This is a genomic window from uncultured Parolsenella sp. (assembly GCF_934660935.1).
Classification (GTDB): Bacteria; Actinomycetota; Coriobacteriia; order Coriobacteriales; family Atopobiaceae; genus Parolsenella.
The window spans coordinates 13,992-36,649 of the sequence record NZ_CAKUIH010000008.1; the positions used below are offsets into that span (position 1 = coordinate 13,992).

At 64.1% G+C, this 22,658-nt stretch carries 19 protein-coding genes; 6 read left to right on the forward strand and 13 right to left on the reverse strand.

Translation table 11 applies throughout. The features are described 5' to 3' along the window. Positions 1–183: 183 nt before the first annotated feature. From Q0H23_RS05400 to Q0H23_RS05410, 3 genes are all read left to right on the forward strand, one after another. Positions 184–1,743 (forward strand): aminotransferase class I/II-fold pyridoxal phosphate-dependent enzyme, encoded by a 1,560-nt coding sequence (locus tag Q0H23_RS05400; protein WP_293836435.1) that lies wholly within the window; start codon positions 184–186, stop codon positions 1,741–1,743. A 196-nt stretch (positions 1,744–1,939) separates the two neighbouring features. Further along, positions 1,940–2,989: a hypothetical protein gene (locus tag Q0H23_RS05405; protein ID WP_293836437.1), complete on the forward strand. Its 1,050-nt coding sequence runs from the start codon at positions 1,940–1,942 to the stop codon at positions 2,987–2,989. 303 nt (positions 2,990–3,292) lie between these two features. After that, on the forward strand, positions 3,293–4,267 hold the full coding sequence (locus Q0H23_RS05410; RefSeq protein WP_293836439.1) for a cation diffusion facilitator family transporter: 975 nt from the start codon (positions 3,293–3,295) through the stop codon (positions 4,265–4,267). Positions 4,268–4,278: 11 nt separating this feature from the next. Here Q0H23_RS05410 and yihA read toward each other — a convergent pair whose 3' ends face one another. The 4 genes from yihA to Q0H23_RS05430 all read right to left on the reverse strand — a co-directional run bounded on the left by yihA (position 4,279) and on the right by Q0H23_RS05430 (position 9,883). Further along, positions 4,279–4,863 carry a ribosome biogenesis GTP-binding protein YihA/YsxC gene (gene yihA, locus Q0H23_RS05415; protein ID WP_293815383.1) on the reverse strand — a complete coding sequence of 195 codons (585 nt, stop codon included), beginning with the start codon at positions 4,861–4,863 and terminating at the stop codon, positions 4,279–4,281. Between the two features lie 156 nt (positions 4,864–5,019). Then, the gene (locus Q0H23_RS05420) at positions 5,020–7,662 is read right to left on the reverse strand and encodes a DEAD/DEAH box helicase (RefSeq protein ID WP_293836541.1); all 2,643 of its coding nucleotides are present in this window, start codon (positions 7,660–7,662) and stop codon (positions 5,020–5,022) included. A 625-nt stretch (positions 7,663–8,287) separates the two neighbouring features. Continuing rightward, the gene (locus Q0H23_RS05425; RefSeq protein ID WP_293836442.1) at positions 8,288–8,935 is read right to left on the reverse strand and encodes an amino acid ABC transporter permease; all 648 of its coding nucleotides are present in this window, start codon (positions 8,933–8,935) and stop codon (positions 8,288–8,290) included. Between the two features lie 36 nt (positions 8,936–8,971). Continuing rightward, positions 8,972–9,883, reverse strand: coding sequence for a transporter substrate-binding domain-containing protein (locus tag Q0H23_RS05430; protein WP_293836444.1), 912 nt, complete (start codon positions 9,881–9,883; stop codon positions 8,972–8,974). 270 nt (positions 9,884–10,153) lie between these two features. Between Q0H23_RS05430 and Q0H23_RS05435 the strand changes: the two genes are divergently transcribed. Beyond that, entirely contained in the window at positions 10,154–10,843 is a 690-nt protein-coding gene (locus Q0H23_RS05435; RefSeq protein WP_293836446.1) for a phosphatase PAP2 family protein, read from the forward strand. A 187-nt stretch (positions 10,844–11,030) separates the two neighbouring features. Here the strand turns inward: Q0H23_RS05435 and Q0H23_RS05440 are convergent, their stop codons facing one another. The 7 genes from Q0H23_RS05440 to Q0H23_RS05470 all read right to left on the reverse strand — a co-directional run bounded on the left by Q0H23_RS05440 (position 11,031) and on the right by Q0H23_RS05470 (position 18,536). Continuing rightward, positions 11,031–11,960 carry a helix-turn-helix domain-containing protein gene (locus Q0H23_RS05440; RefSeq protein WP_293836448.1) on the reverse strand — a complete coding sequence of 310 codons (930 nt, stop codon included), beginning with the start codon at positions 11,958–11,960 and terminating at the stop codon, positions 11,031–11,033. Beyond that, positions 11,957–12,775 carry a hypothetical protein gene (locus Q0H23_RS05445; protein WP_293836450.1) on the reverse strand — a complete coding sequence of 273 codons (819 nt, stop codon included), beginning with the start codon at positions 12,773–12,775 and terminating at the stop codon, positions 11,957–11,959. Before Q0H23_RS05445 ends, Q0H23_RS05440 begins: the two co-directional genes overlap by 4 nt. Positions 12,776–13,122: 347 nt before the next feature. Continuing rightward, the gene (locus tag Q0H23_RS05450) at positions 13,123–13,917 is read right to left on the reverse strand and encodes an ABC transporter ATP-binding protein (RefSeq protein ID WP_293836543.1); all 795 of its coding nucleotides are present in this window, start codon (positions 13,915–13,917) and stop codon (positions 13,123–13,125) included. 5 nt (positions 13,918–13,922) lie between these two features. Continuing rightward, complete coding sequence (locus Q0H23_RS05455; protein ID WP_293836452.1) at positions 13,923–14,837, reverse strand: ABC transporter permease; 915 nt, start codon at positions 14,835–14,837, stop codon at positions 13,923–13,925. Positions 14,838–14,993: 156 nt separating this feature from the next. Continuing rightward, positions 14,994–15,977 carry an ABC transporter substrate-binding protein gene (locus Q0H23_RS05460; RefSeq protein ID WP_293836454.1) on the reverse strand — a complete coding sequence of 328 codons (984 nt, stop codon included), beginning with the start codon at positions 15,975–15,977 and terminating at the stop codon, positions 14,994–14,996. A gap of 667 nt (positions 15,978–16,644) precedes the next feature. Then, positions 16,645–17,655, reverse strand: a complete 1,011-nt coding sequence (locus tag Q0H23_RS05465) for an asparaginase (protein ID WP_293836456.1) — start codon at positions 17,653–17,655, stop codon at positions 16,645–16,647. After that, positions 17,652–18,536, reverse strand: a complete 885-nt coding sequence (locus tag Q0H23_RS05470; RefSeq protein ID WP_293836458.1) for an HD domain-containing protein — start codon at positions 18,534–18,536, stop codon at positions 17,652–17,654. The genes Q0H23_RS05465 and Q0H23_RS05470 overlap by 4 nt, the downstream gene beginning before the upstream one ends. Positions 18,537–18,936: 400 nt before the next feature. Between Q0H23_RS05470 and Q0H23_RS05475 the strand changes: the two genes are divergently transcribed. Further along, the gene (locus Q0H23_RS05475) at positions 18,937–19,086 is read left to right on the forward strand and encodes a hypothetical protein (protein ID WP_293836460.1); all 150 of its coding nucleotides are present in this window, start codon (positions 18,937–18,939) and stop codon (positions 19,084–19,086) included. Positions 19,087–19,229: 143 nt separating this feature from the next. Here Q0H23_RS05475 and Q0H23_RS05480 read toward each other — a convergent pair whose 3' ends face one another. Continuing rightward, positions 19,230–20,057 carry an HAD family hydrolase gene (locus tag Q0H23_RS05480; protein ID WP_293836462.1) on the reverse strand — a complete coding sequence of 276 codons (828 nt, stop codon included), beginning with the start codon at positions 20,055–20,057 and terminating at the stop codon, positions 19,230–19,232. A 191-nt stretch (positions 20,058–20,248) separates the two neighbouring features. Further along, the gene (locus tag Q0H23_RS05485) at positions 20,249–21,112 is read right to left on the reverse strand and encodes a MurR/RpiR family transcriptional regulator (RefSeq protein ID WP_293815412.1); all 864 of its coding nucleotides are present in this window, start codon (positions 21,110–21,112) and stop codon (positions 20,249–20,251) included. 294 nt (positions 21,113–21,406) lie between these two features. Between Q0H23_RS05485 and Q0H23_RS05490 the strand changes: the two genes are divergently transcribed. Continuing rightward, a complete protein-coding gene (locus tag Q0H23_RS05490; protein ID WP_293836464.1) occupies positions 21,407–22,612 on the forward strand; it encodes an MFS transporter in 1,206 nt (401 codons plus the stop codon). The last annotated feature ends 46 nt before the right edge of the window (positions 22,613–22,658 follow it).

Sequence of the window (22,658 nt, forward strand, 5' to 3'; positions counted from 1 at the left end):
ATGCGCGCGTGCAAAAAAGAGGAAGGAAGTTCAATTTGTTGTGCTAGTATTGCCCAGGAATTGAACTACTGATAGCGAAGTTCAATTCCTGCACCTAAGAGCAGGCAAAATTGAACTTTACGCGCCTAGAAGCTTGCCTGTGGACAAGGCGAGACGTGAGGTCTAGGCAAACCTGGAGGGGCCATGAATCAGGAGAAGTTCTCGGAACGCCTTAGGCAGGCGATGGACGTGGCCGGACTCAAGCAGGCGGACCTCGTGCGCCTTGCTGACGAGCGCGGCTCGAAGCTTGGAAAGAGCCAGGTCAGCCAATACGTCTCCGGTAAGGTCACTCCGCGTCTCGCCACCCTTACCCTTGTCGCTGACCTTCTCGGCGTGAGCCCGGCTTGGCTCGACGGCACTTCTGCCGTTGGTGGCCCCTCGGGCGCTCCTGACGCGGCGGCTGCGCGAGCTACCGCGCGGCATACGGCCGCTTATACCTCGAACGCTACATCTGACCAGCAGATTTCAAATAAAGGGAGCATCCTCATGCGCCAGTTCAAGAAGTCCAACAAGCTCGACAACGTGCTCTATGACGTCCGCGGCCCGGTCGTTGACGAGGCGGCGCGCATGGAGGCGGAGGGCGAGCGAATCCTCAAGCTCAACATCGGCAACCCGGCGCCGTTCGGATTCCGCACGCCCGACGAGGTCGTGAAGGACATGCGCCAGCAGCTCACCGAGTGCGAGGGCTACTCTGACTCGCGCGGCCTGTTCTCCGCTCGCAAGGCGATCATGCAGTATGCGCAGCTCAAGCACCTGCCCAACGTGGACATGGAGCACATCTACACCGGCAATGGCGTCTCCGAGCTCATTCAGCTGTCCATGCACGCCCTGCTTGATGACGGCGACGAGGTCCTCATCCCCAGCCCCGACTATCCGCTGTGGACCGCCTGCGCCACGCTTGCCGGTGGCAATCCCGTTCACTACATCTGTGACGAGCAGGCCGAGTGGATGCCGGACATCGCCGACATGGAGTCCAAGGTCACGAGCCGCACCAAGGCTATCGTCATCATTAACCCGAACAACCCCACCGGTGCTGTCTATTCGCGCGAGGTGCTCGAGGAGATCGTCGACGTCGCCCGCCGTCACCAGCTTATGATCTTCTCGGATGAGATCTATGACCGCCTGTGCATGGACGGCGTCGAGCACGTCTCCATCGCGTCGCTTGCCCCGGATCTGCCGTGCGTGACCTTCTCCGGACTTTCGAAGAGCCACATGATCGCGGGCTACCGCATCGGCTGGATGATTCTGTCTGGCAACCTCCGCTGCATGAGCGACTTCATCCTGGGCGTGAACATGCTCTCTAACATGCGCCTTTGCTCGAACGTGCCGGCGCAGTCCATCGTGCAGACGGCGCTTGGCGGATACCAGAGCGTCGAGACGTACGTGCGTCCGGGCGGCCGCGTCTGCGACCAGCGTGACTTCATTTGGCGCGCGCTCAACGAGATCGACGGCATCACGGCTGTGAAGCCCAAGGCGGCGTTCTACATCTTCCCAAAGATTGACGTGAAGAAGTTCAATATCACGGATGACGAGCAGTTCGCGCTCGACCTTCTCCATGACAAGAAGATTCTGATTACGCGCGGCGGTGGCTTCAACTGGGACGAGCCCGATCACTTCCGCATCGTCTATCTGCCGCGCATCGAGGTTCTGGCTGAGTGCATGGATGATCTCGCCGACTTCCTGACCACCTATCGTCAGGAGTAGCTCGCCGTCTTGCTGCGGCGTTTCGGTGGAGGAATGCCGCAGCACGCGTTGGCGCAGCTTACAGGCCATATACTAGTTCGCCGTGCTGGCCACCCCGGGAGGGGTAAGACGAATGACACAGATGATCAGAGTTGAGGAATCCGGCACGCGGCGCGGGAGCGCCACATTCGCCCGAGGGGCGCAAGAAGGAGACACCATGTCTGAGTTCGAGAATGACGAGATGCTAAACGACGAGGTCGAGACCATGGCCGACGCTGACGAGGAGACCCTCGAGGCCGACGACGAGCTTCTCGACGAGACCGAGACCGATGACGTCGACGCCGCCGAGGCTGCCGACGAGACCGAGGACGCCCCCGCGCAGGATCCGGATGACGCCCTCTTCGATAAGGCCAACAAGGCCGCCCGCCTGCTTCGCTGCCGCCGCGCCGTCCAGCGCCGCGAGCAGGAGGAGAAGGGCAACCAGGCCAGCTCTCTGGTCCGCGCACTCAAGCTCCTGCAGCTCAAGCCCAAGATGGAGCAGAAGGAGATGTCCGAGCTTCTCGGCATGCGCCTTCGCGAGCTCGACGCCATGATGGCCGAGGCCGAGGAGAAGGACCTCGTTGCCCGCGTCGAGCCGTCTGAGCCCGACATGCGCAAGATCGTCGTCATGGCCGACGATGACGCCGTCGAGCGCGCCGAGGCCGAGGAGAGCAAGGGCGAGAACCTCGTCCCGGGCCTCTCCGACGAGGAGCGCGAGCAGCTCGTGGCCCTGCTCGACAAGGTCATTAACCCGCTCGTGGCCCTTGGCCTCGACGAGGACCGCGAGGAGCGCGGCGGTTTCCACGGCAAGCGCGATGACCGCGGCCCGCGCGGTGGCTTCGGTGGCCGTGGCGGCGACCGTGGTGGCGACCGCGGCGGCTTCCGTGGCGGCGATCGTGGTGGTAACCGCGGCGGCTTCGGTGGCCGTGGCGGCGACCGTGGTGGCTTCCGTGGCAACGACCGTGGCGACCGCGGCGGCTTCCGCGGCGGCAACGACCGTGGCGGCTTCCGCGGCAACGATCGCCCCGGCGATCGCGGTGGCTTCGGCGGTCGTGACTCCCGCGGTGGCGACCGCGGCGGCTATCGTGGCGGTAATGACCGCGGCGGCTTCCGCGGCAACGACCGTGGCGGCTTCCGCGGCAACGACCGCCCCGGCGACCGTGGTGGCTATCGCGGCGGCAACGACCGTGGCGACCGCGGCGGCTACCGTGGCGGCAACCGCTACTAAGAGCGCTCCGCTCCCATAGCTCGTGACTGAAGGCGTCCGGGGCCGCATGGCTTCGGACGCCTCTTGTTGTTGGGCGTGGGGTTACGCACGTCGCGCGGGCGGTTCGGGCGGCTCACCGTGGCGGCGGGCTACGCGCACCGCACGGGCGATTCGGGCGGCGTGCCGTTGCAGCGGCTACACACGCCGCGTGGGCGATTCGGATACTCTACCGCGCTGGTGGGTATAACGTCGTGATATGCTGCAATCTTTAGTCCTTGAGCGGCATTTGCGGCGTTGAGGTACGAATTGAAGGGAGGGGCGACAATGACCGATTGGCTTTCGCGCATGTTCGTGCGTGATTATGGTCGCGTGAATGATCCGGGCGTGCGCGTCTCCTATGGCATCATGGCGGGCGTTGTCGGCATTGTGCTGAACGTGGCCCTTTGCGCCGCGAAGGCGGCCGTGGGCGTGGCGGCTGGTTCGGTCTCGATTGTTGCAGACGCCGTCAACAACCTCTCGGATGCTTCGAGCAACATCGTGACGCTTACGGGTTTCAAGCTCGCAAGCAAACCTGCCGACTCCGGCCATCCGTACGGCCACGGGCGCTTCGAATACCTCGCTGGGCTGGTTGTGGCCGTTCTTGTGACTGCGGTTGGCTTTGAGATCATTCGCGGCGGCATCTCGCGCATCATCGATCCCGAGCCTGTCGAGGTGAGCCTTCCGCTGCTCATCGTCATGCTGCTCTCCATCGCCGCGAAGGCGTGGATGATGAGCTTCAACACGAAGCTGGGAGACCGCATCGAGAGCGAGACTTTGGCCGCCACGGCGGTCGACTCTCGCAACGATGTCATCACCACGACGGCGGTTCTCGTGTGCGCGCTCGTCTCGCGTTTCACGGGTCTTGAGCTTGACGGTTGGGCGGGCCTTGCCGTTGGCATATTCGTGCTGGTGAGCGGCCTCGCGCTTGTCCGCGATACGGTGAACCCGCTCCTGGGCGAGGCGCCTTCTCAAGAGATGGTCGACCGCGTCGTGGCCCTCGTGCTGGCGACTCCAGGCATCCTTGGCGTGCATGACCTCATGATTCACGATTACGGTCCGGGAAGGAAGGTCGCGAGCGCCCACGCGGAGATGGATTCGCGCACGAGCCTGCTTACCGCGCACACGACGCTCGATGGCATCGAGCGTCGTGTCGCGTTCGAGACGGGCATCACTCTCACGCTGCACTGTGACCCAATCGATGTGAGCCAGGTGCGCAAGCGTCCGAAGGCTGGCGGCGCACCTGCGGGCCTGCGCAAGTAGACCTCGCGGCCCTACTTGCGCAGGGCGCGCTCGATGGTGTCCTTGAGGTCGCCGATACCGGTGCCGGCGGTCGAGGAGACGAGGACCCAGGGAACCTCGGGCTCAAGCTCGAACTGCTTGCGGAGCATTGCTGCCTGCGTGAGACCCTTCGAGCGGCTGAACTTATCCGCCTTGGTGAAGGCGACGCAGTAGGGAAGGCCGAGGCTCTCGAGGTAGCCGATCATCTGGAGGTCGAGCGGGCTCGCGTCATGGCGGATGTCCACGAGGGCGACCACGAGCTTGAGGTTGCGCTCGCCCTCGAAGTAGCCCTCCATGAGATTGTTCCAACGCTCCTGCTCCGTGGCGTTGACGCGCGCGAAGCCGTAGCCGGGCAGGTCGACGAAGTCCACGTTGCCGATGGCAAAGAAGTTGATAGTCGTGGTCTTGCCCGGCTTGGAGGAGACCTTGACGAGGTCCTTGCGGCCGAAGAGTTTGTTCATGAGCGAGGACTTGCCCACGTTCGAGCGGCCGACGAAGGCGATCTCCGGGCGTCCGGGCTTCGGGAGCTGCTGGGCGGTGCCGGCGCTCATCGTGAACTTTACGAGGTTGTAGTTCATGTCATTTCTCCGTTTCTGAGCGGCGATGCCGCTGGGGCTTCTCTGGGTGTAGCGGAAGGGCTGCGTGGCGCAGCTGCGATTGCGTGGTTGGTGTGTCCGTCGCGGAAAGGCGTGGCCGACGGACGCTCCGTCGCAGAAAGGCGGGCGCGGCGGGCGCTACTCCGCGAGGTCCTCGGCCGAGCCGGCGCGATAGCGTTTGAAGCTGACCTCGCCCTCGTTCTGCGTGACGTCGAGGTCAACATCGGCGAGGATGCGGAAGTCGTTGTCGCCGTCGACATCATGGATGATCTGCGTCACGTGCCAGACGTGGTCCGTGAGCTCGTCTGCCGTATCGATCAGGAAGTACGCGGCAGAGCGGGCGTCCGCGTCGAGCAGAACCTCGTCGTGGGCGTCGCGGAACTCCTCCAGGACTTCGCGCCAACGGCGCTCGCCCATACCAAAGGGCTGGTCGAGTTCGCCGAGCGTGGGAATCTCCTCGGCGGCGAAGAGGCGGATGCGGTGCCAGAGGGCGTTGCGCACGAGAATCGTGAGGCCGTGGCGGTCCTGCACGACGGCCTCCTTGGCGCCGGGCGGCAGCTCGCCGGGCATCTGGCCGGCAGACTCCCACTCGTCCATAAGGCTGGAGTCCGTGGTGCGGACGATGAAACCAAGCCATGCGATGGCGTCATCCAGGTAGGGCGTGCGCTTGTCAGGCGGGACCGTGCGGTCGAGGACGCGCCAGGCGTCAGACAGGTAGCGCAGGAGCGTGCCCTCGCTGCGGGAGAGCTTGTAGCGCTGGATGTAGGTCTTGAAGTCCGACATGCTCTCGAGCATGTCGCGCACGACGGACTTGGGACGCAGGCAGTAGTCGCGCGCCCAGGGGACCTCGTCGCAGTAGGTGGCGAAGGCTGCCTCGAGCTCCTCCTCGAGGGGCTTGGGGTAGGCGACGTCCTCGAGCTTCTCCATGCGCTCGTCGTACTCGATGCCCTGCATCTTCATCTCGGCGATGGCGCGTCCCTTGGCCTCGCGCTCCTGCGCGCGAAGTACCTGCCAGGGGTCCTCGAGCGTTGCCTCCACCATCGAGACGAGGTCCATGTCGTACGTTTCGCTCTCCGGGTCGAGGAGCTCGAGCGCGGCGAGGAGGAACGGCGAAAGCGGCTGGTCGAGGGCGAAGTCCTCGGGCAGGTCGACCGTGAGCGAGTAGCTTGCAGTCGCGGCGAGGGGAGAGGCCGCGGCGGCGGGCAGGAACAGTTCGAGTTCCTCGGCTGCGGCTTCGGCAGCCTCCGCGGCGGCGGCGCGGTCTGCCTCTGTGGCGTCCTCATCCGCGGGCAGGCCTTCCTCGCGAACGATGACGCCGGCGTCCATGAGGGTGGCGAAGATCTCATCCGCGCGAGCGACGAGCTGGACCTTCTCGGCATCAGTTTGGAGGGAGTCCGCGATGAGGCGCATGATGCGGGCGTGCGAGTCGCCACCCTGGCTCGTCTCGGAGAGAACCATCGAGTGCGTTACGCGCATGCGGGGCGTGAGGGTCTCCGGCGCGGCCTCGGCGAGGCGCTCGAAGGTGTCCTTGTTCCAGTTGACGAAGCCCTCCGGCGCTCGCTTCTTCTTCAGCTTGCGGAGCTTCTTTGCGTCGCCAGCGGCCTTGAGCTCGAGCTTTGCGTTTTCGATCTCGTGTTCGGGCGCTTCGGCGATGACGCGGCCCTCCGTGTCGAAGCCTGAGCGACCGGCACGGCCGGCAATCTGGTGGAACTCGCGGGCGCGCAGGCGGCGCATGCGGTGGCCGTCGTACTTGGTGAGGGCCGTGAGCAGGACGGTGTGGATGGGCACGTTGATGCCGACGCCCAGAGTGTCCGTGCCGCAGATCACGGGGAGGAGCCCCTGCTGGGCGAGCTTCTCCACGAGGAGGCGGTAGCGCGGGAGCATGCCGGCGTGGTGCACGCCGACACCGCATGCGAGCAGGCGCTGGAGCGTCTTGCCAAAAGCCGTGGTGAAGCGCGTGCCCTTGCAGGCTTCCTTTACGGCATCACGCTGCTCTTTCGTGGCGACGCCGTAACTTGCGAGGGACTGCGCGGTGTTGAGCGCGGCGTCCTGGGCGAAATGGACGATGTAGATGGGGGCGTCTCCCTCGCGCAGGGCGAGCTCGACGGTGGCCTCGAGCGGGGTATTGACGTACTCATAGGTGAGCGGCACCGGACGCTCCGCGTCTGTCACGGAGTCGACGGTGCGGCCGGTCTGGCGCTCGAGCGCTCCGGCGATGGCGGAGACGTCGCCAAGCGTGGCGCTCATGAGAAGGAATTGTGTGTTGGGGAGGGTGAGCAGTGGGACCTGCCAGGCCCAGCCGCGGTCCGCCTCGCCGAAGAAGTGGAACTCGTCCATGGCGACGGCGGCGACCTCGCTTGAGGCGCCTTCGCGCAGGGCCTGGTTCGCGAGGATCTCTTCGGTGCAGCAGATAACGGGGGCGTCCGTGTTGATCTGCGTGTCGCCCGTGATCATGCCGACGCTGTCCTTGCCGAAGGCGTCGACGAGGTCGAAGAACTTCTCCGAGACGAGCGCTTTGATGGGTGCCGTGTAGTAGGCGCGCTTGTGCTGGCAAATGGCGAGGTAGCACAGGCCGAGTGCGACCATCGACTTGCCTGAACCCGTGGGAGTGCCGAGGATGACGTGGTCGCCAGCGGCGAGGTCGAGCAGGGCCTCCTCCTGATGAGGCCAGAGTTCGAGGCCGCGGCTCATGCACCAGTCGAGGTAGCGCTCAAGGGCCTCGTCCGCGGTGAGGGGAGCCTCGGGCTCATAGTCCGGCCATTTCTCGGGGTCAAACCACATGTCCGGGACGAGCTCGCCGAGCGAGCCCGGGGCGAACGGGTCTGTGTTCTGCGGGGTGTCGCTGCCGTGCGCGGGGGATTCGGCGGCATGCGGGAAGTCCCCGTTGGCAACTGGGGATCCGGTGGCCTGCGCGTCCGTTATGTTGGCTGTCTGCTCGTCTGCCACGATGCGTCCTTTGAGCTGCGATTGTTTTTCGCACCCAATCTTACCGAACGAGGCGGCCGCTGCCGGGCGCAACGTCTCGGCCCCGCAAAAGCCGCCAAGACGAGCGACCTCGAGAAGTAAATGCGAAATGACGTGGCAAAAATGGGCCACACAAAGTAGAGCGGCCATTTGCATTTACGAAACCGCAGGTAAACGGCGTGCAGGTATTTCGTCTACTCGTGGATTGCGGTTTTTGCCACGTCATTTCGACTCCACTATTTGCGCGCAGCGCATGGAGCGCGTTCAAAGCCGTGGAAAGCCGGCGAAAATGGCACCAAGGGTACCGTTTTCAATGCAAGGTAGCCCCGACAACTGCAATGCGCGCCATGTTTTGCGTGCGCGGCGTTCTGAGAAGCGGTCGATGATGGCGTTACGAGGGAGTGCGCATGCGCCTGTCGCTCTAGGGGGCGACGCGAGGGCGCTAGGCGCGCATGCGGCGTTCGAGGCGGTTGGCGATGGCGACGAGTGCCATGACAATTACGTAATAGACGATGGCCACCACGATGAACGGCTCGAAGGCGCGGTAGGTGATGGCCTGCACGCTTTGAGCGGCGCGCATCATGTCCATGAGGCCAATGGTTGCTACCAGCGACGAGCTCTTGAGCACGGTGATGACCTCGTTTACCAAGGCGGGGGCCACGCTGCGAAGCGCCTGAGGGATGATGACCTTACTCATCATCGTTATGTAGGAGAGGCCGAGCGCGCGGCTCGCGTCGTACTGGCCGCGGTCGACGCCTTCGATGCCGCCGCGCACCGTCTCCGAGACGGTTGCGGAGCCATTGAGGCCCAACGTGAGAACGCTGGCGGTGAACATCGTGATCTTATAGCCCGTGAGCTGCGGCGTCGCGAAGTAGGCGATGAAGAGCAGCACGATGAGAGGTACGCCTCGGAAGATCGAGGTGTAGAAGTCGAGCAGCAGACGCAGCGGCTTGCAGGGGATGACCTTGAGCACGGCAATGGTGAAGCCCACGACAAACGCGAGCAGGAGGGCGGCCGCCGTCACCTCGCAGGTGACGGCGAGACCGCCCACAAACATCGGCGCATAGGGTTCTATCAGCGAGAATTTCATGCTGAGCTGCCTGGATGCTGACCGGTGGATGAGGTGCTAGTTTGCGGCAACGCCGGTGGTCGCGGTGCCGGAGGCGCTGGTGTCGTCGCCCCACTTGAAGTCATCGCCCACGTACTGGCCGATGAACTCGTCGATCGTGCCGTCGGCAAGCATCTCGCCGATGCACTCGTCGAAGGCGGCGACGAACGAGGCGCCCTTGGCGGCCATGATGCGATAGACGCCCACGTAGTCCTTCGTCTCGGAGCGATCGAGGAAGCCGAGGACGAGGCCCTCGTTGGCATCGCGCATGGACTGGCCTTCCGCGCCGTCGCACAGGTAGGCGTCGATGCGGCCGGAGAGGACCTCCTGCAGGCACTGGTCGCCACCGTCATAGGTGTGGATGTCACCATCGGGCAGGATGGCGGAGATGAACTTGTTCTGGACGGTGCCCGTGGTGCAGGCGATGGACTTGCCCTTGAGGTCGTCGATGGTCTTGACCTCGTCGTTCATCGTGAGAACGCCAACGAGCGGCTGGTAATAGCCGCGCGTGAAGTCGAAGGTCTCCTCGCGCTCGGGATTGGAGGACATGGCCATGGTGAACGAGGTGTCGCTGCTCTGGACGGAGGCGAGGGTTGCGGTGAACTCCTGCGGCTCAAAGTCATAGGTGAAGCCGAGGCGGTTCGCCATCTCGTCTGCGACGGCGATGTCGAGGCCGACGACCTTCTGGGTGCCATCGGCCTGAACCTCGAGGTAGCGATAGGGGGCGAAGGCGTCGTCGCCGACGAAGGTGAGCTTGGCACCGGAGATGTCGGCCGCGCCGGCGGTGGTGGCAGCGGAGGTCGTGGCGGCCTGCTGGTTGGAGCCGCAGCCGGCAAGGGCGAGCGGCATGGTCGCGGCGCCGGCGGCCATGAGCTTGAGGAAGCCGCGACGGTCGATGCCGGCGGAAGTGACGTGCTTGGAAGTGGACATAGTCATCCTTCTCTTTGGGGGAAGCGTTGTTTACATCTTAAACCACTGAATGCTGCGGAGTAACAAGCATGATAGACCTGTCGGCGAGAGGCCGTTATTAATTGTGCGTGTCATATGGGCGTGGCGCTGCGCGGGCGGACGCGGCGCGGGCGGGCGTGGTGCCGCGTGTGTCGGGCGGGCGTGGCTGTGATGCGCGCGGGCCGCGCGGGCTCGCGCGCGCAGGCTTGGGTATCATTCCCGTGTGCAAGTTCGATTTATGGGGGAACGCACATGTCTTCTGGCAAGGGCAGGGATTCAAAGACGATCGCGAGTCAGTTTTGCTCGCTTATCCGCGACAACGCGCGTTTTGTTGTGATTGCCGTGTGCTCCGCGATGTTCGTGATGATTCTCGAGGATGTCCTCGAGCTTGAGTCGATGAGGCTGGATCGTGCGGCATATTGGCTCATCGTCGAGCACCTGCGTCGTCCGTGGCTCACACCAATCATGGAGAGCTTTTCCGCGCTGGCAACGCCGCTGACGCTGCTCGTGCTGCTGCTGGCGGTCGCCGCGTTTGCCCCGGGAAGGCGCCCGGGATGGTGCTGCGCTGTTAACCTCGGCCTTGTTGTTCTCATCAACCAGGCGCTCAAGTTCATCATCCAGCGTCCGCGCCCGGACGGATTCCGTCTTGCGAGCGTGAGCGGCTTCAGCTTCCCGTCGGGCCATTCGATGGTAGCGATGGCGTTCTTTGGTCTTCTTGCCTGGTTCGTCTGGAAGTACGAGAAGGACCGTAGGCAGCGCACGCTTCTGCTTGCCGCCTTTGGCGTCGTCATTGTCATGGTGGGCGTGAGCCGCATTTACTTGGGCGTTCATTACGCTAGCGACGTTGTCGCGGGCTTCTGCCTCTCGCTCATTTGGCTCGCGCTTTACACGCGCATCGCCGTGCCGTTGTTCTTGGAGGACGGCGAGGATCCGATCCACTAGGTGGCGCGTCCGTGATTCGGCGATATGACACGAGGGCCGTCCCGTGGTGGGGCGGCCCTCGTTCGTTTTGGCTCGCGCGGGTGGAGCGAAAACTGGCCTCGAGTTCACGCTCGGATGAGTGTGCGCCAGCGGAGCGGGTCTGGCCTCGGGTTCGTGCCCGGGTGGGCGCGTGCTGGCTCCGGGTGCGTTACTGGTTGGCGCGCTCGCTCACGGCGGCGGCGGAGATGCGCCAGCTGCGACCCTTCTTGCTTGCGGGCAGCTCGCCCGACTCAATGAGCTTATAGATGGTGGGCCGGCTCACGCCGAGAATGGCGACGACCTGGTCGACGCTGAGCGTCTCGTCCGAAGGGGCGGGGACGGTTGCGGGCTCGGGCTGGGCACCCGTGGCGGTTGCAGGCTCGTCACCTGCCGCGGGCGTTGTCTCTGTTGCGGGGGCGGCCTCCTCCGGCTGCGCGTCCTCGCCGGCAGCGGCGGGCGCGGCGTCCTCGACGGGTGCGACCGGCTCCGAGGCCTCGGCAGCCGGCTTCTCTGCCTTGCGGGTACGACGCCTCTTGGGCTTCTCGGGGACGGAATTCTCTGCCGCATCTTCTGCGGGCGCGGGCTTGGGTGCCGGCTCGTGCTCCGGCGTCGTCTCCTGGTCGCTCGCCTCGGCTATGTTGCTCTCCGCGGTTTCGTCCGCCTTCTGCTTGCGGTTGCGGCGCTTCTTCTTGGGCTGGGGCGTCTCCTCGGCGGGCATCTCCTGCTCGTTCGCGGCGTCACCGTGGCCCTCGTACACCTCGGGCTTCGGTTCGGGCTCGGGCTCAGGCTCCGATTCCGGTTCAGGCTCGCGGTGGGTGCGGACCCAGGTGCGAGCGATGCGCTCTGCGGTGAACTCGTCCACCTCGCCGCGAGCGTCCGCGGCGTCCATGGACTCATAGATGGCGGCGAGCGCCGCGTCGAGTGCGTCATCGATGGCGCCGCAGGAAAGTGCGAGGTCGTTCAGTGCCTCGCAGCTCTTGAGGGGGTTCTCGGTAAGGTGCTCGACCACGTCGGACGGAATCTGCGTTCCGGTGTCCTCGATTGCGGCAACAAAACAGCCAACGAGACGAGCGAGCGCCTCGGAAGTCTCGGTTCTCATGGGCTTGCGCCCTCCTTGTTATCGTGGGGTGAGGTAAAGCTAGCGTTGAGCATAGCACGTGCGTGCTGGGGCGTGGGGCTACCTCGGGGGCTCGCGGCGGAGCCGTGCTCTAGTAGTGCTGGCGCGCGAGAGGGGTCCCCTCGCCGGGATTCGGCACGGGTGGGTTTTAACACGCACGCGCCTGGCTCGTCACGGGCGTGACCCGCGGTCTTCTCCAGGTCTGATTGAGCGAGCTCCACAAGGTCGCTCGGTGTCTGGACCAGCTTGTGGAGCGCTGCCAGACGGAGGCGGTTCTCGATGATGAACGTGCCGCCGGGTTTGGTGGCCGAGCTAAGGCGTTTGATCCTCCCGTCGGTGACGATTGCGCCGCGGAAGGGGAGGAGAACAAGCTCGATAAGGCAGGGAATGGTGCGGAAGAGCTCATCCGCCTCGCGTCTGATGAGCTTGACGATGATGAGGCGGGGCGGCGTGCCAGCGTCTGCGGGCAGACAGGAGAATCGTTTGCCCTGGATACCAGTCACAACGAAGCGGCCCATGACGGGGCTGCGCCAGGATGCAATCGTGGCGAGATCCCGCTCGTCGAGGTGCGCGGGATTCTCGGCCAGAAACTCGTCGATGAGCTGAGGGACTTCCCACAAGCGGTCGAGCGCGTCTGACGCGGCGGCGATCCTCGCTTGCAAATCGCGACTCGGGCTACGAGGCGCGTCGCTCCGTACCATCACAAACGTAAGCAGCGCTTTCATGAGGCGGAGGAAATCCGCGTCGCTGCAGGCCGCGTCGTCATTCGCCGCCTTGTCCGTTCGCTTGCCTGTCATCCGGTCTCCCTTCGTATGGTGGGAAGACCCTAGCGGAGACGAACCTGACAGAACCTTGCGGCTGGCAGACACAAACCTGACATCGCAGCTCGGCGTGGGCGTTGCGCAAAAGAAGACCGCCGCTCGCCGACGTGGTTATCGGCGAGCGGCGGTTCATGCGCGTGCGTTGGGGTTCGTTGCGGGTGCCGCCTGCGCGGGGAAGAGAAGACGAGGCCGCATTGGACGGGCCGTGGCGTGTTGCGGGCACCAGGCTAATGCGGTAAAGCGGAAGCCTGGCCGGGTTGGTCGGCGCCGGCGCCTCGGCGAGGGTGCCGTGGCGTGTTGCGGGCACCCGCTGCCCGGCCGCGCTAGCTCAGGAGCATGCGGTCGTTCGCGAGCTCGCCGCCGGAGACCTCCTCGAACTTCTGCAGCAGGTCGGGCACGGTGAGGCTCTTCTTCTCCTCGCCCGCCACGTCGAAGATGACGTTGCCCTCGTGCATCATGATCAGGCGGTTGCCCAGGCGGATGGCGTCGTTCATGTTGTGCGTGACCATGAGAGTCGTGAGGCCGCGCTCGGTGACGATCTGCTCGGTCAGATCGAGGACCTTCTTGGCGGTCTTGGGGTCAAGTGCGGCAGTGTGCTCGTCAAGAAGCAGCAGCTTGGGGTTGGTAAGCGTCGCCATGAGCAAGGTCAGCGCCTGGCGCTGGCCGCCGGAGAGCAGGCCGACCTTGGCGGTCATGCGGTTCTCGAGCCCGAGGTCGAGCGTGGCGAGGAGCTTGGGATACTCCGCCTTCTCCCGTGCGGAGATGCCCCAGGCAAGGCCGCGCTTCTTGCCGCGGCGCTTCGCGAGGGCGAGGTTCTCGGCGATCTGCATGTCTGCGGCGGTGCCGCGCATGGGGTCCTGGAAGACGCGGCCGAGGTACTTGGCGCGCTGCGGCTCGTTCATGCGCGAGACGTCAGTGCCATCGAGCTCGATGGTGCCCGCGTCGAGCGGATAGACGCCGGAGATCATGTTGAGCAGCGTCGACTTGCCGGCGCCGTTGCCGCCGATGACGGTGACGAAATCACCCTCGGCAAGCTCGAGGTTCACGCCGGTGAGGGCGCGCTTCTCGGTCACGGTGCCGCGGTTGAACGTCTTGGTGACGTGGGAGAGCTTGAGCATGGCCATTACTGCTCGCCTCCCTTCGAGTAGGCGCGTCGGCGTTGCGTGCGCTCCCAGACAACGGGGACGCAGAGTGCGGCGGCGACGATGATGGCGGAGAGGAGCTTCATGTCGTTGGCATCCATGCCAAGCTGCAGCACGATGGCGCGGATGAGGAAGTAGACGATGGAGCCCGCCACGGCGGAGATCAGGCGCGGAGCGAACTTCGTGAGGCCGCCGGGCAGGAGGCGCCCGAGTACCTCGCCGATGACGATGGCGGCAAGGCCGATGACGATGGCGCCCGTGCCCATGCCGATGTCCGCGTACTTCTGCTGCTCACAGATGAGGCCGCCGGAGAGGCCGACGAGCGCGTTGGAGAGCGTGAGGGCGATCATCTTGGTGGTGTTGGTGTTCACGCCGAGCGCTCGGATCATGGCCTCGTTGTCACCGGTGGCGCGCAGGGCGGAGCCAATCTCGGTACCGAAGAACCAGTACAGCCCCGCGACGATCACGACGGCGACGACGGCGCCTACGATGATGGCGCAGACGTTGGAGGGCAGCCCCGTCGCGTCGCCGAGTGCGGAGAAGACCGTCTTGCTCGTGAGCAGCGGGGTGTTCGACTTGCCCATGACGCGCAGGTTGATCGACCAGAGGCTGATCTGTGTGAGGATGCCCGCGAGGATAGCGGGAATCTCGAACGCCGTGGTCAGGAATCCGGTGACCGCGCCGCAGAGGGCGCCGGCGATCATGGCGGCCAAAATGGCGAGTGCCGGATCGACGCCGGCGACCACGAGGACCGCGCAGACCGCGCCACCGGTGGCGAAGCTGCCGTCGACCGTCAGGTCGGGGATGTCGAGCAGCTTGTACGTGATGAAGACGCCGAGCACCATGATGCCCCAGAGAATGCCCTGGGAGACGGCGCCGAGCATTGCTGTCAGCATGTCTTTCCTTCCATCCAAACGCGCCCCGGCGGCAATCCCGTCGGGGCGCGCAACGCAAAAACTCAAGCTAGTCTAGCGCGGCGGCATGTCGTCCGCGGTGTAGACGGGCGTGGCGCTCGCCGGCTCGACGACGCCCGCGAGCACGGTGCCGGCGTCCTAGGCGTCGAGCACGGAGAGATCGATGCCGAGGGCCTCGGCCATCTCCTCATTCTTGATGACCTTGAGCTGGTCGCCGGACTCGGACTCGATCGCCATGTCCGCGGGGTCGGCGCCCTCGGTCAGGATCTTGACGGCCATCTCGCCGGCCATCTTGCCGAGCTCGGTGTAATCGATGGAGAGGGTGCAGATGCCCATGCCCATGCACATGTTCTCCTCGCCGGTGACGAAGGGAAGCTTGCCCTCCTTGCAGATCTGGCCGACCTGGGCGGCAGCGGCGGCGATGGTGTTGTCGGTGGGGGAGTAGCCCGCGTCGACCTTGCCGATCATCGACTCGACGACGCTCTGGACCTCGTTGGAGCTGGAGACGGTGAAGCGCTCGTGCGTGAGGCCAGCCTTGTCACACGCGGCCTCGGCCATCTCGATCTGGAGGAGCGAGTTGGACTCGGCGGTGCAGTAGAGCATGCCGACGTGCTTGGCCTCGGGGAGGACCTTCTGGAGCATGGCAATCTGGTCATCGACGGGGTTCATGTCGGAGGTGCCGGTGAGGTTGCCGCCGGGCTTCTCGTTGTCAGCGACGAGGCCGGAGGCGGCGTAGTCCGTGATGGCGCAACCGACGATGGGGATCTCCGTCGTGGCGGCGGCGACGGCCTGAGCGGCCGGGGTGGCGATGACGTAGATCAGGTCATCGTTGTCGCCCACGAGCTTGGAGGCGATGGTGGAGCAGGCGCTCTGGTCATTGTTGGCGTTCTGCTGGTCGATGGTGTAGTTGATGCCGGAAGCGTCGAGGGCGGCGACGAAGCCCTCATTAGCGGCGTCGAGGGCGGCGTGCTGGGTGAGCTGCAGAACGCCGATCTTGTAGGACTTCTCGCCGTCGGCGGCAGCGGTGGTGGCGGAGCTGCCGGAGTTGCCGCAAGCGGCGAGGCCGAGCGCGACGGTACCGGCGCCGGCGGCCACGAAAGAACGCCTGGAAATGGACTTCATGGTTCCCCCTCTTATTTGTGGCGAAGCTGCGCGGAACGCTCGCTAGACGCAACGGCACCACGTTGGTAAGCGTAGGCAGAATTCTAATCGCACGTGCTCTGATGAATGCCTCTGCCTGCGCATTTAAAGGGGCATCAGATACGCAGTTTTAACTTTTGGGGGAGCGTAGAGCTTGCTGGCTCGCCTTCGCTGTCGCATGCGCGTGCGCCGAACGCGTCAACGACATAGATAGCGTGCGTATGGGTGGGGTCACATGGGCGGCGTGCGTATGAGTGACGTGCGTATGGATGGGGTCACATGGCAGGCGCGTGTGGGTGGGGTCACATGGGCGGCGGGGCTTTGGCGCTACGGCAAATTTTCGAGCAGGTGGTCAAAAAGGGCATCTTGGCGTACGCGAGAACCGCTAATAGAGGACTATGACGTGTGACCCGTGCGTTGGCGATTTCTAAAACCGCAGGTAGACGGATTGACTAATTACTGAACCGGAGGCAGTAGCGTCCGGATGGGACCGATGGGCTCGGGACAGGCCCTTTGGGCCAAGAAAAAAGGCGGCTCCAGGGCCTCTGGCGTACGCCAAGATGGGTATTTTGACCACCTTGGCGAAGAAACTCTATTAAGGGATAGCTTTGATTATTGAGGGAGAGCAAAAAGTCCGGAGACGGCGCGTCTAGGCAAGGCGGTCGTGGTTGACGGGGCGATAGAAGAGCTCGCGAAGCTCGCCCGGCTCGCGAGTCTGGCCAAGCGCCCACATCGTCTTGGCGACGAGTGCCTCGCAGGTCATGTCGTCGCCCTTGAGGATGCCTGGGTGCTCCGCATAGGCACGACCAACCTCATATACGCCGAGGTCAAGGCCCTCCTCGGGCACCTGGGTGGTGACCACGAGCGTGCGGTCGGAATCAACCCAGCCAAAGATTGCGTCATGGAGCGAGTCCGGAATGCCGCCAATGCCAAAGGTCTCGAGGATGATCGCGTCGTAGTCTTCGCGGAGAAGTTTGAAGACGTGGGGGTTTACCTCGGGCGTCAGCTTGAGGACGAAGACGCGCTCGTTGAGGTCATGGTAGACGCGGGGCTCCGCGCCCGCCGCACAGCTTGCTACCTGTGTGACGGGCGTCTCCACGGCGCGAACGATGCGATTGTTCCGAATAAGCGCGAGGTCAGGATAGTTAACGCTCGTGAAGGCGTCGAAGCTCATCGTGCGCTGCTTACGCGCGCGGGTGCCGGCAACAACCTTTCCCCCAAACACGACGGAGACGTCGCGCGACGCGGGGTCAGCCGCATAGAGGACGCTCTGAAAGAGGTTGAGGCGGGCGTCGGTGAAGGGGCTCGCCATGGGCTGCTGCGAGCCGGTGAGCACGATGGGGCGCGGGCTGTCCTGGATGAGGTAGGAGAGGGCGGCGGCGGTGTAGGCCATGGTGTCGGTGCCGTGCAGCACGACGAAGCCGTCGTAGTCCTCGTAGCTCGCGAGGATGGCGTCGCCGATCGCCTGCCAGTCCGCGGGGCGCATGTTGGTGCTGTCGATGTTCATGACCTGGACGACGTCGACATCCGCAAGCTGGGCGATCTCCGGGACATATCCGGCAAGCTCGTCGCCCGTGAGCTGGGGTGTGAGGCCGGAGCCCTCCTCGGCGGAGGCGATGGTGCCGCCAGTGGCGACGATGAGGACGCGTGGCTTGCTCATTCGTGAACCCCTTCAAGATAAAGGTCGAGCTCGTGCGCCATGCGCTGGAGCTCCGACCGGGTGTGCGGATTGTGGAACGGCGCTTCGATGCCAAAGGGCTTCGTGAGAAGTGCCGTCGCGTAGCCTTGCTCCCTCATTATCCCGCGACTTTGCGGGTAGGCGACCTCGAACGCGAAGCAGGCGAAGCTGACGAGGAAGTCCGCGGGTTGGGAGCGGTCGTCGCGCAGCATGCAGCGACGAGCGTCGAAGGCCTGTGTTGCCTCGGGTGAAAGTGAGCTCGCGAGCAGCTCGTCTGCGTCGCAGCCGAGGATGGTCTCGGGAGTGTCCGCGTCGACGGTGCGGAGGATGTCGATCTTGTCGGCATCGCGAACGAGTTCAGTGAAGGCGTGTGTGCGCGGGTCGAGGTCACGGGGAAGCCTGTAGTCGCTATGCAACTCGATGGCGGTGCGAATGACGGCGTCTTCCGCGGACGAGTCGATAAAGTCGCGGATGCGAGGGATACCGAAGGCCGGAGTGCCGGCGGGGACGGGTTCTCCGAGGCACTCGCGTTCGCCGAAGAGCACGGAGGCGCCCAGCTTGGCATGGCTACAAGAGACGGCGTCGCGGAAGGTGTTCCAGCGGCGTACCTGCTCGAAGCGACCCATGTCGTGGAGGAGGCCGCAGAGCCAGGCGAGGTCGATGTCGGCGGCGGGCCAGCCCTGCTCGCGGGCGATGCGGTCGCAGAGGTCTGCCACGTGGAGAGTGTGCGTCACCTTGAGCGCGATGCGTGGGTTGTCGGGGTCATACGGCGCGACGTAGGCGAGAAAGGCGGCGCGAGCGCGCTCGCGGTTGATGGCAGGGCAGTTGGGCGCGAGGCCGAAATCAGCGGGCGTGTCGGGCATGGTGGCGTCTCCTGGTTTGATGGCGCTGTCATCATGCGCGCTTGAGCTGCGATTTATTTGAGTCTCTGTCCGTGCCATCTGCCGTACGTGCCCCTTCGCGCCTCGATCTTGGCTCGCGGGATTGAGCCGTGTCTTGGCTGAGGGTACCACGAGCGTGCGTGGGCGCGCGGGGTTCATGCGGGAGGGCGGCTTGGGGGGCGTGCGTGGGCGCGCGTGCGTGGACGTGGGCGGCCGCGAGTATGCGGACGGCCGTGCCCGGACAATCGCGCGGATGCAGGTGCGCAAGCCTGCCCACTCCTCTCCTTACAGAACTGAAAGCTGGGCGTAAGGCAAATCGATGGCACGTGACCTGGGCTTTCGCGACCATAGACAGTGAAAAGCGAAGGCTAAGGAGGCCATCATGAACAAGATGTATGACAACTGGTTCTGGCGTGCGAATGACATGGCAGTGGCGGGCGACATGAACCCCATAGTACGCGTCCTGTGGGTGGCGCTTATCGTGGGCATCGGCATCGCGACCATGGCAACGCTGTGGGTTGTGACCAGGTAACGGTGGGGCCGCCGCGAGACGGGCTAGGTTTGTATCGAATCGCCGCATGAACGCAGTCACGCCGCAGGCGGCAATAAGCAGCGGGCGCCGAGAGATTTCTCGGCGCCCGCTGTTGGTTTCTGCTCGGAGGGCCGCCCCTCGCCCTAGCTCTGCTCCCGCACGATCTGCTCGATCAGCTGTGCCACGGAGTCGTCCGCGGCGTCGCCAATCAGGAAGTGCGCGGCCTCCTTGGCCTCCGGCGTCGCGCTCGCGACTGCGTAGGAGTGCGGCACCTTCTCGAGGAGCGTCACGTCGTTTTCCGAGTCTCCGATAAAAGCGATCTCGTCTAGTGTGATCCCAAGGCTGCCGAGCAGCGCGTCGAGCCCGTTCACCTTGCTCCAGCCGGCTGGAACAACATCCAGGAAAAACGGGGCGGGCGCTGGGAAATCAAGCTCTGGGCAGGCTTCCTTGCATTGGCTCCGAACGACTTCCGTCGGGGCGGAGTCGACGTTGACGAAGATACCAGCGGTGATGACGTCGCGGTTGGTGGGCACATCTCCGGGCGTCATGTCCCTTCCGGAGTCCTCGACGACCCCCAGGGCGAATTCGTCATCGGGCTCGACGCCGCAGAGGAACTGCTCGCAGCGCATGCCCGTCTCGTCGGCATCGGCGACTAGCCAGAGCGATGTCCCCGCGTAGGGGCGCACGGCACCCTCGAGTTTGACGAGAGCCTCCGTCGAGAGCGTCTTTTTGAACACGAGCTTGCCGTCGGAGAAGACCTTCTTTCCGTTGGCCATGATGCCGGTTGAGAAACAACGCGCATCGCCGTCAAAGGCATCGGCGAGATCGACGTAGTCGCGGCCGCTGGCCGGACCAAACGAGATTCCCGCCGCAAGGGCGGAGAGAATCGCCTGGTGCGTGCGCTCCGATATGACTCTCGAGCCAAAAGGCAACAGGGTTCCGTCCATGTCTGCGAGGATGAGCTTGATCATGCCGCCTCCTATGCCCCCGCTCGTGCGGTTGGCCATTTATCTGCGTGACGCTGACTGTGCTGTGTGCCGTGTGCGCTGGTACCAACCGCGCGCGTTGATGTCGCGCGTTGCTGCCGCGCGTTGGTGCCGGCCGTGCCCCACGCATGCGCGCCGCACGGCCGGCGCACCCTTTTGCGTCGGCGCCCGTCGACCTAGCTGTATTGCCTGTCTCCCATAAGGTTCTTCGAGATGATCCTATTGAGTTCGACGGGGTCGTCCCAGCAAGAGACGAGGAAGAGGAACAGCAGCTCGATAATGAAGTTGATCGAGTTGTGGGAGAAATAAATCTCGCTCCCGACGATGGCTCGGTCGCGCGAAACGGCTCGAATGATATGCGTTGCGCGTTTTGCGAGGGGTGTATCGGGACTGTCGGTGATCATCACGATGGGGGTATTCGAGTCCTCGGCGGAGTCAAAGAGGTTGACGAGGCGCTTCGAGTATCCAGACGTTGAAATGACGAGCAAGACATCATTTTCCGTGAGGTTAGCGGCGACGGAAGCCATGGCCTCAGTGGTGCTGGGGCAAAAGGCCCTAACCCCAACTTGCGAGAGCTTGAACGCCGCGTTCGCGCCCATGCTGATTGTGTTGCCCACGCCGGCAACCAAAACGAGGTTGGCATTGTGAAGCAGATTAACAACAGCCGCAAAGTCATCGGAGTCAATGAGCGAGGTCGTCTCGGCGAGCTCTTTGACCTTGTGCGACAAAACGTACTTGATTGATCCCTCGATGTCATCGAGGGTGACCTTGCCGCCGGTGGCCTTCTCTTCGCCGGATGCCCTGCTGATTGAGATACCTAGGGCCAGACGCATATCCGAGTACGTTCGGTAGTCGAGGGTCCTAGCGAACCTCGAGACGGACGCCGGTGACGTACCGGTCTCCGCTGCCAGTTCGCGAACGGTCATCGCCGCGACGTCAGACGGATGGTCGAGTACGTATGACGCGATTGCCTTTTCTGAGGGGGATAGGCTGCTCATGACCGCACAGATGTGGCTGAGCACGTCCCCTGTCTTATCCATGGTTACTCCTTACCCCTGGTTTGGTTTGTATGTTAGGGCAAGCGAGATGAAAACCGGGCAAGTTATTCCAAGAATTACGAAACAGCGTTTCACCGTCGATTTACTACCGTTCGCGGCAAACCGACGCCTCTGGGGCGGAATCGCAGCGTGAGTGGCTATCTTATGAGCCGTGAAACAACAGCACAAAGAACATGAAACATGTGAACGAAGTTCCAATACTAAGTAACAACGTTTCAGGTTCAGTTCAGAGAAAGCGCCGTCAGACGAGACGCGAGCGGCCGGGAGGAGGGGAACATGGCACAGCCTGGCAAGAAGGAGACCGGCATGGTCACGTTGTTCTTCGCGAACGTCCTCTACTGGGTCTGCGCCGGCGTGTACTCGCCGTTCCTCTCCGCTCACTACACGAGCCTCGGGCTCACCGCCGCCGAGACCGGCATCCTCCTCGCGGCGACTCCGGTGTGCGCCCTCGTCATCCAGCCGCTCTGGTCGACGACCGCCGACAAGCTCGGGCGTCGCCGCGCGGTCATCGTGGTCCTGTGCCTGGCCGCCGCGGTCCTCGCTCCTCTGTACTACCTCGCCAAGACGTTCATCCCGGTCCTTCTCGTGACCTTCGCGTTCTCGGCGTTCTTCTCGGGTCTTCTGCCCCTGAGCGACTCCCTCGTTATCGAACTCGCGGATCGTTCTGGTCTTGACTTCTCCCGCATCCGCATGGGCGGCACCATCGGCTATGCCATCGTTGTCTTGATCGTTGGCCGGCTGCTTGATGTGGCTCCGCAGATCCAGTTTGCGGTGGTCTCCGCCGCCCTGGTGGTTTTCGCGGCCCACATGTGGCGCCTTCCCGAGGCGGGCGCTCGCGCCACTGCCGCGGACGCACCCAAGGTGGCTCACGGAAAGGGTCTCCTCTCGCTGTTCACCAGCAACGAGATTGCCTTCGTCTTGGTCTTCGCCTTTATCAGCTCGGCCGCGATCGGCTTCATCGGGGCGTTTCTTGGCCGCTATGCGGTCGAGCTGGGCGAGGGTCAGAACCTCGTGGGCGTGATGAGCGCCGTCTCCGCTGCGAGCGAGATTCCCATCCTGCTCGTCTCCTCCAAGCTCGTTAAGCGCTTCGGCGAGATGAACCTCCTGATCTTCTCCTGCTTCATGGCGGCGCTCAGGCTCGTACTCGTGGGCACCGGCATCGTTCCGGTCATGATTTGCGGCCAGCTCCTCCAGAGCGTGAGCTACATGACCGTGTACTACTCCTGCGTTACCTACATCGCCAATCACACCTACGAGGATTGCCGCGCCCGAGGTCAGAGCGCCTTCGCGATGGTCCAGAGCGGTCTGTCCGTTGTGGTTGCGAACCTGTTTGGCGGTTGGGCGTGCGACGCATTTGGCACGCATACGGGTTTCCTGATCTTCGCCCTCGTTTCAACGATTGCTGCGGTCGTTGCTCTTGTGGCGTACACAGCGTGGCGTCGCAACGCGGCGCCACAGTCTGAGACCCAGACGGCTGCATAACTCCGCTCCATCAGCGTTTCCGCACTTCAGCACTGCGCTTCGATGC